We start from the raw sequence: 13,534 nt of genomic DNA, 5'->3' as shown, positions 1-13,534 counted from the left end.
ATGCGTACCCGTGACTTCTCCCGCGCCCCCGCGCAGGCCCGCGCCGGCGCCATGTTCATCGGCGGCACCCGGTACGCGAACCCGCTGGTGCTGCTGCGCCTGGCCCCCGACTGGATCCGGATGGTGCGCGACATGCGCCGGATGTCCGGCTACTGCTGGCACACCGTCTACTGGCAGTTCCCGCTGACGCTCGGCACGATCGCGTTCTTCACCGACCGGGACGCGCTGCTGCGCTTCGCCCGGACCCGGCACCACCGCAGGCTGATGATGTGGCTGACCGACGGCACCCGCAACGCCACCGCCGGGTTCATCCGGCTCTACACCGCGTCCCCGGACGGCTACTCCAACGGCGCGTGGCGGGCCGAGGACGGCGCGATGGGCCACATCGAGCAGTTCACGCCGCTGGGCGCGGAGACGACCGGACCGGCGGTGCGCCGATGACCGGCCACCGGTTCGAGCGTGTCACCGGCCGGCGCGGCCTGCGCGACTTCCTCACGCTCACCGACCGGCTGTACGCGGACGAGCCCCGGTACGTGCCGACGCCCCGGCAGCAGATCCGCCGCTGGTGGCGCGACGGCGTGCCGATGTACGTGCTGCGCGACGCCACCGGCACCGTGGTCGCGCGCACCACGCTGCACACCGACGCGGACCTCGACGCGAAGCTGGGCCGCCGGTGCCAGCTGTTCGGGCTCACCGAGTTCACCCCGTCCGCCGCCCGGCCGCTGTTCGACGCGATCACCACGCACGCCACGCCCGGCCGGGACCTGCTGTTCGGGCCGGTGGCACTGCTGCCCAACCAGGCCGGTGGCGTGATCACCTCCGGGTACGCCGACCGGGGTTTCGTGGACAGCGCGTGGAACCCCCCGCACTACCCGGACGCGTACGAGGCGTACGGGTTCACCAGGCGGTTCGTCTCCGACACCTGGATCTGCCCGGTCCCGGCGCCGGCCGGGCCGGCCCCCGCCCCGGGCGTCCAGCCCGACGGCGCCCGGCTGGAACTGCACCGGGGGAACACCCGGCGGCTCGACGAGCAACTCGGCCTGCTGCGCGGGATGCTCAACGACTCGTTCGCCCAGCTCGGCTACTACACGCCGATCTCCGCGGCGCAGCTGCGGCGGCAGACCGACGGGCTGGCGTACCTGCTGGACGAGTCACTGCTGCTCTACCTGACCCGTGACGGGCGGCCGGTGGCGTTCGTGCTCTGCGTGCCGGACATCAGCGACTTCCTGGTCGCGGTCCACGGCGACCTGAACCCGGTCAACCAGCTCCGGCTGCTGGCCACCCGCCGCCGGTACCGCCGGGAGGCGGTGCTGATCGTCAAGGGCGTGGTGCCGGAGTTCCAGGGGCGCGGCTACCAGCGGCTGCTGTCCGAGCACCTGCACCGCAACCTGCACGCCGCCGGCTACACGGCGCTGCGCAGCACGTACGTCGGGCGGGACAACGCGGCGTCGGCGGCCCAGTACCGGCGCCTCGGCGGACGCCCGCTGCACGGCTACACGTTCTACGCGAGGGAGCGGTGAGCATGGACCTCGCCGCGTTCCACGCGCTGGAGCCGCTGTGCTGGCGGGCCCCGAGCGCGCACAACACCCAGCCGTGGCGGCTGCGCTACGAGCGCTGGGCGATCACCGTCGGCTGGGATCCGGCCGACGCGCTGCCCGCGGGCGACCCGACCGGGCGGGACCTGCGGCTGTCGCTGGGCGCGTTCGTGGAGACCTGCCTGATCGTCGCCGCCGACGCGGGGCTGCGGTTGGACTGGGCCGCCGACCACGACGAGGCCGACCGGCGGGTGGGGCGGCTGCGGCCGGCACGGCAGCCGTACCGGACGCCGTTCCGCGCCGCCGACGTGTGGGACCGGCGTACCCACCGGGGCCGGTTCACCGGCGGCCCGGACGCCGACGTGGTCGCGGCAGTGGACGCGGTCGCCCGCCGGGCCGGTGGCGCGGTCCACGCCGTGCCGGCAGCCGGGCGGCTGCGCGCGCTGCTGCGCACGGCCGACCGGCAGGTGTACGCCGACCCGGCGGTGGTCGCGGAGCTGCGCCGCTGGCTGCGCCTGGACCGGTCGGGCCCGCGCTACCGGGCCGACGGGCTCAGTGACAGCTGCCTCGGGCTGGGCCGGGCGGCGGCCACCGGGCTGCGGGCGGCGCTGGCGGCGTACCCGGCGTTGCGCCCGCTGGGGCTGCCCCGGCTGCTCGCCGCCGCGGGCGGCGATCCGCTCGCGCAGGGCGGCTCGGTGCTGGCGCTCGTCGCCCCGCCCGGTCTGGACGCGGCCGGTCAGATCGAGTTCGGACGCGTGCTGATGCGGACGTGGCTGACGCTGCACACGGCCGGGCTGGCCGCGCACCCGCTCAGTCAGCTGATCGACGTCGCCGCCACCCGGGACGCGCTCGGGACGCTGCTGGACGTGGCGCCGGAGCGGATCGTGCACGTGGCCCGGGTCGGCCGGCCGGCCGCTCCCGCGCCGCGTTCGGCCCGGCGAGTGAACCACGGATCGGATCTGTTAGCGGTAACACCACTTGACGCGGTGTCACTTCATCCATGAGAGTCCATGTTGGCTGATGTGTCGCCCGGTCGGGAGCCCTGGGCGCGTAGTGGCAGGGGAATGCGACGTCCGGGTGTGCGGGAGCGCTGTTAGCGATAACAGCACCGTCGTGCACCCGGGCCCGCCTCTGATGCGCGCGGTTGGGAGAAACCATGTCCGAAGTGACACGACGAAACGTCATCAAGGCCACAGCGGCGGGTGCCGGCGCCGCGCTGCTGCCGGCCGCCTGGAGCGCCGCCGCCCGGGCCGGCTCGGCGGCACCCCCGCAGGTGCTGGCCGCGAACGACCTGGCGCTCTGGTACGACGAGCCGGCCGGCACCGACTGGCTGCGCGCCCTGCCGATCGGCAACGGGCGCCTCGGCGCGATGGTGTTCGGCAACGTCGACACCGAACGGCTCCAGCTCAACGAGGACACCGTCTGGGCCGGCGGCCCGTACGACTCGGCGAACACCCGGGGCACCGCCAACCTGGCCGAGATCCGGCGCCGCGTCTTCGCCGACCAGTGGACCTCGGCCCAGGATCTGATCAACCAGACCATGATGGGCAGTCCGGGCGGCCAGCTCGCCTACCAGACCGTCGGGAACCTCCGGCTCGCCTTCGGTTCGGCGAGCGGGGCGACCCAGTACAACCGGACGCTCGACCTCACCACCGCCACCGTGACCACCACCTACGTGCTGAACGGCGTGCGGCACCAGCGGGAGGTGTTCGCCAGCGCGCCCGACCAGGTGATCGTGCTCCGGCTGACCGCCGACCGGGCGAACTCGATCACGTTCTCCGCCACCTTCGACAGCCCGCAGCGGACCACCGTGTCCAGCCCGGACGGCGCGACAGTCGCGCTCGACGGCATCTCCGGCTCGATGGAGGGGATCGACGGGTCGGTGCGGTTCCTCGCGCTGGCCCACGCCGCCGTCACCGGTGGCACGGTCAGCAGCTCCGGCGGCACGCTGCGGGTCTCCGGCGCCACCGGCGTGACGATCCTGATCTCGATCGGGTCCAGCTACGTCAACTACCGCACCGTCAACGGCGACTACCAGGGCATCGCCCGCAACCGGCTGAACGCCGCCAGGAGCGTCGCCGTCGACCAGCTCCGTACCCGCCACCGCGCCGACTACCAGGCGCTGTTCGACCGGGTCACGATCGATTTGGGCCGTACCGCCGCCGCCGACCAGCCCACCGACGTACGGATCGCGCAGCACGCGAGCACGAACGACCCGCAGTTCGCCGCGCTGCTGTTCCAGTTCGGGCGGTACCTGCTGATCTCCTCGTCACGGCCGGGCACCCAGCCGGCGAACCTCCAGGGCATCTGGAACGACTCGTTGACGCCGTCCTGGGACTCGAAGTACACGGTCAACGCCAACCTGCCGATGAACTACTGGCCGGCCGACACCACGAACCTGTCCGAATGCTTCCTGCCGGTCTTCGACATGGTCAAGGACCTCACCGTGACCGGCGCGCGGGTCGCCCAGGCGCAGTACGGCGCCGGCGGCTGGGTCACCCACCACAACACCGACGCCTGGCGGGGCGCGTCGGTCGTGGACGGCGCGTTCTGGGGCATGTGGCAGACCGGCGGGGCCTGGCTGAGCACGCTCATCTGGGACCACTACCTGTTCACCGGCGACCTCGGGTTCCTGCAGGCCAACTACCCGGCGCTCAAGGGCGCCGCCCAGTTCTTCCTCGACACCCTGGTCGCCCACCCGACGCTCGGCTACCTGGTGACGAACCCGTCGAACTCGCCGGAGCTGGCGCACCACGCCGACGCGAGCGTCTGCGCCGGTCCGACGATGGACAACCAGATCCTGCGCGACCTGTTCGACGCGGCGGCCCGGGCGAGCGAGGTGCTGGGCGTCGACACCACGTTCCGGTCCCAGGTGCGTACCGCCAAGGACCGGCTGCCGCCGAGCCGCGTCGGCTCCCGGGGCAACGTGCAGGAGTGGCTCGCCGACTGGGTCGAGACCGAACGCACCCACCGGCACGTCTCCCACCTGTACGGGCTGCATCCCGGTAACCAGATCACCAGGCGCGGCACCCCGGCGCTGTACGAGGCCGCCCGCAAGACGCTGGAGCTGCGGGGCGACGACGGGACCGGCTGGTCCCTCGCCTGGAAGATCAATTTCTGGGCCCGGCTGGAGGACGGCGCCCGCGCCCACAAGCTCCTGCGCGACCTGGTACGCACCGACCGGCTCGCGCCGAACATGTTCGACCTGCACCCGCCGTTCCAGATCGACGGCAACTTCGGCGCCACCTCCGGCATCGCCGAGATGCTGCTGCACAGCCACACCGGCGAGCTGCACCTGCTGCCCGCGCTGCCCACCGCCTGGCCCGCCGGGCAGGTCGCGGGCCTGCGCGGCCGGGGCGGCTACACGGTGGGGCTGACCTGGAGCAGCGGCCAGGCCGACGAGATCACCGTCCGCGCCGACCGCGACGGCACGCTGCGCCTGCGGTCCCGGCTGTTCACCGGCACCTTCACCCTCGCCGACGTCACCGACGGCAGCACACCCGCCACCACCCGGCCGGAGTCCGACGTCGTCGCGTTCACCGTCCGTGCCGGGCACACCTACCGGGCGGCCCGGCCCGGCGTGACGCCGTCGCCGACGGCCACACCCACGTCCACGCCGTCACCCACTCCGACCCCGACGCCGACCACCAGTTCCCCGGCACCGTCCGGCGCGCGTGCCACGTACGCGATCACCGGCTCCTGGTCCGGTGGCTTCCAGGCCGAGGTCACGGTGACCGCCGGCGCCACCGCGATCCGCGGCTGGACGGTGTCCTGGACGTTCCCGAACGGACAGGTGATCAACCAGATCTGGAGCGGTACGCACACCCAGAACGGCGCGAACGTGACGGTGCGCAACGTCGACTACAACGGCTCGCTGCCGGCCGGCGGCTCCACCACGTTCGGCTTCATCGGCACGGCCGGCGGCACCAACAACCCGCCGGCGAACCTCACCTGCACGACCACCTGACGCGCCCCGACGCGCCCCGCCGCGGCCAGCCGGCCGGGGCGGGGCGTACCGCCGGTCACGCCAGCAGCGTCTCGCGCAGCCGTGCGCCCAGGTTCAGCTCGCCGACCACGCGGGGACCGGCCGGGTCGTACACGGCGATGCGGTGGTTGCGGCGCATCATCTCCCGTACCGCCGGCGGCAGCCGGGGCGGGTCGTCCATCGTGGCGAGCACCCGCGCGGCGGTGCCCATCAGCCGCTCGACCAGCGTCGCGCTGTCGGCGTCCACCCGCACCCGGCCGAACTCCCAGCCGGCGGTGGTCAGGTCGAGCACCTCGAACAGGCGCGTCACGAACGCCTGCGGGTCGGTCACCCGGTCCAGCCGGTCGGCCCGCCCGCCGACCACCGCCACGGCGGCGCTGACCTGCGCGTACGGGTGCAGCCCGCTGGGCAGCGCGCCGAGCGGCCAGCGCAGCGCCGGCCCGGCCTCCTTCCACAGGGGCCGGTAGTTGCGGCGGTGCACCAGCAGCCGCCGCCCGGTGCGCCGGAACACCTCGTGCGCCTGGGCCAGCAGGTCGGCGTGCGCCTGGTCGGCGGCCTCGCAGACGATCCCGGCGGCCACCACGAGACCGTCGTCATCGGACAGCAGCCGGGTGATCGCGTCGGCCTGCTCCGGGAACCGGAGGCGGACGTGCGCCCCGTAGGACTGCCGGACGTCCCGCAGCAGCTCCTGCTGACGTGCGGGGTCCAGTTCGACCCGTCCGCCACCGAGCAACCGCTGGAGCCAACCCATCGCGCCTCGCTTCCGTCGCCGTCTGCGGACCGGGCAATGCTAGTTCGTCGGCCGATGCTCGTATGGTGACGGGGTGACCGATCGATCCCTGACCCTGATGGCGGTGCACGCGCACCCCGACGACGAGGCGACCAGCACCGGCGGCGTCCTGGCGCGTTACGCGGCCGAGGGCGTCACCACAGTGCTGGTGACGTGCACCGACGGGGGGTGCGGCGACGGCCCCGGCGGGATCAAGCCGGGCGACCCCGGGCACGACCCGCAGGCCGTGGTCGAGATGCGCCGCACCGAGCTGGCCGCGAGCTGCGAGGCGCTGAAGGTCACCCACCTGGAGACGCTCGGCTACGGCGACTCCGGGATGATGGGCTGGGCGACGAACGACGCGCCCGGCGCGTTCTGGAACACGCCGGTGGCCGAGGCGGCCGGCCGGCTGGCCGAGCTGATCCGGCGCTACCGCCCCGACGTGGTGGTCACCTACGACGAGAACGGCTTCTACGGCCACCCGGACCACATCCAGGCCCACCGGATCACCATGGCCGCGGTCGAGCAGACCGGCATCCCGGCCAAGGTCTACTGGACCACCGTGCCGCGCAGCGCGTTCCAGCAGTTCGGCACCGTCATGCGGGAGATCGGGGTGGAGTTCCCCGAGCCGGAGGCGACCGACGAGATGCCGGCGCTGGGCCTGCCGGACGACGAGATCACCACCTGGGTCGACACCAGCGGCTACGGCGGGCAGAAGTTCGCCTCGCTCGCCGCGCACGCCAGCCAGGCGGAGAACATCTTCTTCCTGCGTCTGGGGCAGGAACGGTTCACCGAGCTGATGGGCATGGAGACGTTCGTGCGGGTGCGGGACACCACCGGCGCGGCCACACCCGAGGACGACCTGTTCGCCGGTTTGCGCTGACCGGTCGCCGGTCCGGTCCGGGGAGGTCATCGACTCACGTCGAGACGGTCTGCGCGGCCAGGTGATCGAGCACGGCGCGGACGTCCCCGCCGGTCCCGGCCATGATCCGTCGTTGCCGGGTGGCGCCGGTGCCGTCCCGGCGCACCCGGTCCAGCTCGCGCCGGACGAGGTCCAGGTCGCCGTGGCGGGTCAGCGCGGGCGTGACGGTGACGAACAGGTCGTCGACGAGGTTCCAGGCGGGCCGGGGCCGCCCGGTGCGCAGGTCGACGAGCTCGCCGTCGACGCCGTCGTGGGCGGCCCGCCAGTGCGCGGCGGCGACCAGACAGTCCCGGATGCGCGGCGCGGGCACACCGGCGCGGACGTCGTCGATCAGGGTGGCCACGAGCGCCCGGACCAGCCCGGCGACCAGCAACGTGTCGTCGACGGTGGGGCAGACGTCGCCGACGCGGACCTCCACGGTGGGGTACGACGCGGACGGGCGGGCGTACCAGTAGACCATCGCGGCGTCGAGCATGATCCCGGCGGTGATCAGGTCCGCCACGGTGGCGTCATAGTCGGCGGCGGAGTCGAAGTGCGGCGTCGGTCCGATGCTCGGCCACCGTTCCAGCTGCATCGAGCGCCAGCTCGCGTGGCCGGTGTCCCGCCCGTCGTGCAGCGGCGAGTTCGCGGTGAGCGCCTGCACCACCGGCAGCCACTGACGCAGGTGGTTGCAGACCTGCACGGCCAGTTCCCGGTCCGGCACGCCGACGTGGACGTGGCAGCCGCAGACCGCCGGGTCGTGGGCCACCGGGCCGAACCGGCGGGACATGTCGTGGTAGCGCTGCTCGTCGGACACCGTGCGGTGGGCCTCGCAGACCGGGGTGGCGCCGACGGCGACCAGCCGCGCCCCGGCCGCGTCGGCCGCCCGCGCGGCCGCCCGGCGCAGCGTGACCAGGTGCTCCCGCAGCTCTCCGAGATCGGGGCTCACCGGCGTCACCATCTCGACCATGCTGTGCCGGAACTCCTGCCGGCTCTGCTCGCGTGCGGTGCCGGAGAGCGCGCCGCGTACCCGGTCGGCGACCGGCATGCTCTCACCGGTGGCCGGATCCAGCAGCAGGAACTCCTCTTCCACCCCGAGGGTCAGGACGGTGGGGATCTGCGGGGTGGTGGCGGTGGTGGTGGTGGGCCGCGGCCTCACCGACGGCTCCACCGGCACGGAACGGTCGGCGGGTCGACGTGAGGCGGAGTCATGTCTCGACGGTACGAGGGCGAGGGCCGGCCCGAGGCCGTTTCCGCCGACCACCGCCCCCGCGGGTGGCGGCACGCAGAGCGGCAGAATGACGGGGTGACCTCACCTGGTGTCTCATACGGCGACCTCGACCTGTTTGCCGACGCTGGACGCTGGCACGACCTGCTGAGATTCGCTGCCTCAGTCGAGGCGGGGCCGGTCGACGAGCGGCGGGAGACGGCCCACGTGGTGGCGTTGGAGGCGCCGGCCGGGATCGCCGCCGCCGCAGCCGAACTGTTTCCCGACGACGACGAGGGCTCCCCGGGGCCCCTGTGGGAGGTGGTAGCCCAAAACCACACGTGGCGAGAACTGACCCCACATCTGGCCGACCCACGCACGCGGCATCTGACAGCCCACACTCGCGTGCTGCACGGCGAGGATCTCCGGGCGGACGCCGACCTCGATCCACAGCTGCTCGATGCCCCGCTGTGCCTTCTGCCGTGGGAAGCCGCCAACTGGTACAGCACCTTGGACATCCCCGAGTACGACCGGTCCGGCAGCTCGGGATGCACCATCTGGGCCTGTCCGAGCCGGTTGGCCGACCCGAAGCCGCTACCCGTGACCACCGTACGGCCGGCACCGCACGCCGCGGTGGCACTCCTCGACGGCCTGTCACCGGCTACGCAGGCGTACGCGTTCCCCGGCACCGCATGGGAGGCGGCCTCGATGGTGGCCACCGACCAGGCCAGGATGCCCAGGGGCCGGCGGTGGCAGGGCCTGCGGGGCCGCGAGGGATCACAGGTTCGCTTCGCCGATGTCTACCCCAGCCTGGTGCACCTGGCCACCGGTGAAGGGCCTTACGCGCGCCGGACCGGACAGGCGCTCGGACGGACAGCTCTCTGGAAGGCACTCGCCGCCATGGCTGACGTGACCCCTTCCGCAGGCCCGGACAGCGTCAGCGCGCTTGTCGAACGCCTGCACTGCGTCGCGTGGCAGGAGCCGGACGACGAGATCTGGTACCTGCACCTGGCGATGGAAGACCCGGCACAGGGCATCGCCTGGATCCTCACCGGCAACGACTTCGACTGACCGGACAACGACCGTCAGCGCATCGGAGCGGCGGCCATGCCGGCTGTGAGCCGAGCATGACCGCCGTCCGTGAGGTCGTGCAGTGCTTCTGTTGATCCAGGTCAGCGCCGTGATCGGGCTCAGCAGTCGAAGTAGAGCGCGAACTCGTGCGGAGTGGGCCGCAGCCGGACCGGGTCGACCTCGTTGGCGTTCTTCCAGTCGATCCAGGTGGAGATCAGGTCGTCGGTGAAGACGCCGCCGTCGAGCAGGTAGTCGTGGTCGGTCTCCAGCGCCGCCAGCGCCTCGGGCAGCGAGCCGGGAACCTGCTTGACGTCGCCCCACTCCTCCGGCGGCAGGTCGTACAGATCCTTGTCGATCGGCGCCGGCGGCTCGATCTTGTTCTTGATGCCGTCGAGACCGGCCATGAGCATGGCGGAGAACGCCAGGTACGGGTTGCTCGACGGGTCCGGCACCCGGAACTCGACGCGCTTGGCCTTCGGGTTGCTGCCGGTCACCGGGATGCGGGTGCAGGCGGAGCGGTTGCGCTGCGAGTAGACCAGGTTCACCGGCGCCTCGAAGCCCGGCACCAGACGACGGTACGAGTTGATGGTCGGGTTGGTGAAGGCGAGCAGCGAGGGTGCGTGGTGGAGCAGGCCGCCGATGTACCAGCGGGCGGTGTCGGACAGGCCGGCGTAGCCGGTCTCGTCGTAGAACAACGGCTCGCCGCCGCGCCAGAGGCTCTGGTGGGTGTGCATGCCGGAGCCGTTGTCACCGAACAGCGGCTTGGGCATGAACGTCGCGGTCTTCCCGTGCGCCCACGCCTCGTTCTTGATCAGATACTTGAAGAGCTGGAGTTCGTCCGCCGAGTGCAGCAGCGTCGAGAACTTGTAGTTGATCTCGGACTGGCCGCCCGTGCCCACCTCGTGGTGAGAGCGCTCGACGGTGAAACCGGCGTCCACCATCCGGCGGACCATGCTGTCGCGCAGGTCGGCGTAGTGGTCGACCGGGGGCACCGGGAAGTAGCCGCCCTTGTACGCGGTCTTGTAGCCGCGGTTGCCGCCCTCCTCGATCCGGCCGCTGTTCCAGGCGCCCTCGATCGAGTCGATGTAGTAGAACGACTGGTGCGCCGAGGTCTCGTGGCGGATGGAGTCGAAGATGTAGAACTCCGCCTCCGCACCGAAGTACGCGGTGTCCGCGATCCCGCTGGCGGCGAGGTACGCCTCGGCCTTCTTCGCCACGTTGCGCGGGTCGCGGGAGTACGCCTCCCTGGTGAACGGGTCGTGGACGAAGAAGTTCAACGCCAGGGTCTTCTGCGTGCGGAACGGGTCGATGAACGCAGTCGACACGTCCGGCAGCAGCAGCATGTCCGACTCGTGGATCGACTGGAAGCCGCGGATCGACGAGCCGTCGAAGGCGAGGCCGTCGGTGAAGACGCTGTCGTCGAACGACTCGACCGGCAGGTTGAAGTGCTGCATCACGCCGGGCAGGTCACAGAAACGTACGTCGACGAACTTCACGTCCTCGTCGGTGAGGTATCGCAGGAGTTCCTCGGAATTGGCGAACACACGTCCTCCTGGCAGGCGTCGTTGATCCTGGCCACGTCCCGTGGCCGGACCGCCCGGGGACATGGCCCGTACCGCCACCGTACGACGGCACGCCGAGCACGGCTCGGCAACCGCCCATCCGGGTTTCCTTCGCCACATGCCGGGTAGTCGCCGTACCCGGCGGACCGCCCGGGAGACGACGCGGCGGGAGGTTGGCATGGTGAGTGCTCCGCGACCGACCGGTGGGCGCTGAGATGTGCGGGATCAGCGGTGAGGCCAGGTTCGACGGGGCCACCCCCGACACCGACGCGGTGAACCGGATGACCGCGGCCATGCGCTCACGCGGTCCGGACGGCGAAGGCGCGTGGAGTGACGGCTGGATCACCCTCGGGCACCGGCGGCTCACCGTGATCGACCTGTCCGAGGCCGGCGCCCAGCCGATGGTCCGCGAGGACCTCGGCCTGGCCCTGGTCTTCAACGGCTGCGTCTACAACTACCCGGAGCTGCGCGACGAGCTGCGCGCGGCCGGGCACACCTTCCACAGCACCAGCGACACCGAGGTGATCCTGGTGGCGTACGCGCAGTGGGGGGAGCGGTTCGTCGACCACCTGGTCGGCATGTTCGCCTTCGCCCTGGTGGACCGGCGGCGCCGCCGCCTCGTGCTGGCCCGCGACCGGCTCGGCATCAAGCCGCTCTACCTCACCGAGTCGCCCGGCCGGCTCCGGTTCGCCTCCACGCTGCCGGCGCTGCTGGCCGGCGGCGACGTGGACACCGGCATCGACCCGGTCGCGCTGCACCACTACCTGTCCTGGCACTCGATCGTGCCGGCGCCGCGCACGATCCTGCGCGGGATCCGCAAGCTGCCGCCGGCCACCGTCCGGGTGGTCGAAGCCGACGGGCGCAGCCGCGAGCGCGTCTACTGGCGGCCCGAGTACCGGCGCGACCCGGCCCACGACGGCATGGACGCCGCCGACTGGCGGGCCGCCGTCGGCGACGCGCTGCGCACCGCCGTACGCCGCCGGCTGGTAGCGGACGTGCCGGTCGGGGTGCTGCTCTCCGGCGGGCTCGACTCCAGCATGATCGTGGCGCTGCTGGACGGCGCCGGACAGCACCACCTCCAGACGTTCAGCATCGGCTTCGACAGCCGCGGCGACGAGACCGGCGACGAGTTCCACTACTCCGACCTGGTCGCCCGCACGTTCGGCACCGACCACCACCGCATCCGGCTCGCCGACGGCGACCTCGGCCCGGCCGTACGCGCCACAGTGGCGGCCATGACCGAACCGATGGGCAGCCACGACGTGGTGGCGTTCCACCTGCTCTCCGAGCAGGTCGCCCGGCACGTGAAGGTGGCACAGTCCGGGCAGGGCGCCGACGAGGTGTTCGCCGGCTACGGCTACCACCACCGGCTGGCCGCCTCGGCCCGCGAGGACGCGGCGGCCGAGTTCACCGCCGCGTTCTTCGACCGCGACCACGCTGAGCTGACCGAGGTGGTGGAACCGGCGTACGCCTGCGACGGTGACGCCAGCGGCGAACTGGTCGCCGCCGACCTGGCCGCGCCCGGCGCGCAGACCGCCGTGGACGCGGTGCTGCGCCTGGACACGCACCTGATGCTGCCCGACGACCCGGTCAAGAGGGTGGACAGCATGAGCATGGCGTGGGGGCTGGAGGTGCGCACGCCCTTCCTCGACCAGGACCTGGTCACGCTCGCCGCGGCGTGCCCGCCCGAGCACAAGCTGGCCCAGGGCGGCAAGGGCGTGCTCAAGGAGGTGGCGCGGGAGGTGCTGCCGGCCGAGGTCATCGACCGGCCCAAGGGCTACTTCCCGGTGCCGGCGCTGCGCAACGTAGACGGTCCCGTGCGAGAGTTGGTGGTCGAGGCGCTGGGTGCGCCCGAGGCGCGCCGGCGGGGGCTGTTCCGCCGCGCGTACGTCGACGAGCTGCTGGCCGAGCCGGACCGGGCCCAGGCCGCCGCCGGCAGCAACAAGCTGTGGCAACTGGGCCTGCTGGAGCTGTGGTTGCAGACGCACGGCGTGAGCTGAGCGGGGCGGGAGGAGCGCGGTGAAGTTCGTCATCGAGAGCGCGGCCGACGGGAGTGTGGGGTTCACCGTCGTCGGCGGCGACGGTCAGGTGCTCGCCACCGGGGCGCCCTGCCCGGACAAGGGCTCGGCGCTCGCCGTGGTCGGGGAGCTGATGCACGGGCTGGGCGGCGCCTGCGTGGAGGACCGGACCGAGGCCGGCGCCGGGCCGGTGGCCGGCACCCGGACCGAGATCGGGGACGACATGTCGGACATCGGCCGCTCCGGCATCCCGCCGGTCTGACCGCGACACGTCCCGGCCGGCCCGCGAGCCCGGGCGGGACGGTGCGCTCACTGCTCGTCGTCGAGCACCTCCGTGTGGCCGTCCCGGGTGACGGTGGGTGGCAGGTGCTCGTCCGGCTGAGGCGCCTCGGCCAGCGTGTGGTGCGGGTCGCCGTCGGGCGAGAACAGCACCCGATCGGTCTTGCGGGTCTTCTCCTGCTCCTCCTCCGGCTCCGTCACCGCGTT

The 13,534-nt window shown here is 72.5% G+C and carries 12 protein-coding genes; 8 read left to right on the top strand and 4 right to left on the bottom strand.

The window, feature by feature from the left end:
* The 4 genes from V6U82_RS09340 (at position 1) to V6U82_RS09325 (ending at position 5,502) form a co-directional block, all read left to right on the top strand.
* Positions 1-441, top strand: a complete 441-nt coding sequence (locus V6U82_RS09340) for a DUF4188 domain-containing protein (protein ID WP_128136421.1) — start codon at positions 1-3, stop codon at positions 439-441.
* On the top strand, positions 438-1,520 hold the full coding sequence (locus V6U82_RS09335; protein WP_334460509.1) for a hypothetical protein: 1,083 nt from the start codon (positions 438-440) through the stop codon (positions 1,518-1,520). The genes V6U82_RS09340 and V6U82_RS09335 overlap by 4 nt, the downstream gene beginning before the upstream one ends.
* 2 nt (positions 1,521-1,522) lie before the next feature.
* Complete coding sequence (locus V6U82_RS09330; protein ID WP_334460508.1) at positions 1,523-2,539, top strand: nitroreductase; 1,017 nt, start codon at positions 1,523-1,525, stop codon at positions 2,537-2,539.
* A 152-nt stretch (positions 2,540-2,691) separates the two neighbouring features.
* Positions 2,692-5,502, top strand: coding sequence for a glycosyl hydrolase family 95 catalytic domain-containing protein (locus V6U82_RS09325; RefSeq protein WP_334460507.1), 2,811 nt, complete (start codon positions 2,692-2,694; stop codon positions 5,500-5,502).
* A gap of 55 nt (positions 5,503-5,557) precedes the next feature.
* Here V6U82_RS09325 and V6U82_RS09320 read toward each other — a convergent pair whose 3' ends face one another.
* Positions 5,558-6,271 carry a hypothetical protein gene (locus tag V6U82_RS09320; protein WP_334460505.1) on the bottom strand — a complete coding sequence of 238 codons (714 nt, stop codon included), beginning with the start codon at positions 6,269-6,271 and terminating at the stop codon, positions 5,558-5,560.
* Between the two features lie 73 nt (positions 6,272-6,344).
* Here V6U82_RS09320 and V6U82_RS09315 point away from each other — a divergent pair, with 73 nt between their 5' ends.
* Entirely contained in the window at positions 6,345-7,172 is an 828-nt protein-coding gene (locus V6U82_RS09315; RefSeq protein WP_334460504.1) for a PIG-L family deacetylase, read from the top strand.
* A gap of 34 nt (positions 7,173-7,206) precedes the next feature.
* On the opposite strand, the gene V6U82_RS09310 is transcribed toward V6U82_RS09315, so the two are convergent.
* A complete protein-coding gene (locus V6U82_RS09310; RefSeq protein WP_334460503.1) occupies positions 7,207-8,349 on the bottom strand; it encodes a carboxylate-amine ligase in 1,143 nt (380 codons plus the stop codon).
* A 147-nt stretch (positions 8,350-8,496) separates the two neighbouring features.
* Between V6U82_RS09310 and V6U82_RS09305 the strand changes: the two genes are divergently transcribed.
* Positions 8,497-9,468: a hypothetical protein gene (locus tag V6U82_RS09305; protein ID WP_334460502.1), complete on the top strand. Its 972-nt coding sequence runs from the start codon at positions 8,497-8,499 to the stop codon at positions 9,466-9,468.
* 119 nt (positions 9,469-9,587) lie between these two features.
* Here V6U82_RS09305 and glnA read toward each other — a convergent pair whose 3' ends face one another.
* Complete coding sequence (gene glnA / locus V6U82_RS09300; protein ID WP_334460501.1) at positions 9,588-11,012, bottom strand: type I glutamate--ammonia ligase; 1,425 nt, start codon at positions 11,010-11,012, stop codon at positions 9,588-9,590.
* 233 nt (positions 11,013-11,245) lie between these two features.
* Here glnA and V6U82_RS09295 point away from each other — a divergent pair, with 233 nt between their 5' ends.
* The gene (locus V6U82_RS09295) at positions 11,246-13,030 is read left to right on the top strand and encodes an N-acetylglutaminylglutamine amidotransferase (protein ID WP_334460714.1); all 1,785 of its coding nucleotides are present in this window, start codon (positions 11,246-11,248) and stop codon (positions 13,028-13,030) included.
* Positions 13,031-13,049: 19 nt separating this feature from the next.
* Positions 13,050-13,310, top strand: coding sequence for a hypothetical protein (locus V6U82_RS09290; protein WP_128137076.1), 261 nt, complete (start codon positions 13,050-13,052; stop codon positions 13,308-13,310).
* Positions 13,311-13,357: 47 nt separating this feature from the next.
* Here the strand turns inward: V6U82_RS09290 and V6U82_RS09285 are convergent, their stop codons facing one another.
* Entirely contained in the window at positions 13,358-13,528 is a 171-nt protein-coding gene (locus V6U82_RS09285) for a hypothetical protein (protein WP_162959107.1), read from the bottom strand.
* Between the last annotated feature and the right edge of the window lie 6 nt (positions 13,529-13,534).

It is taken from the genome of Micromonospora sp. CPCC 205554 (assembly GCF_036902745.1).
Taxonomy (GTDB): Bacteria; Actinomycetota; Actinomycetes; order Mycobacteriales; family Micromonosporaceae; genus Micromonospora; species Micromonospora tulbaghiae.
Note: the sequence above shows the minus strand (reverse complement) of the source record. Positions and strands in the feature narration are given on the sequence as shown.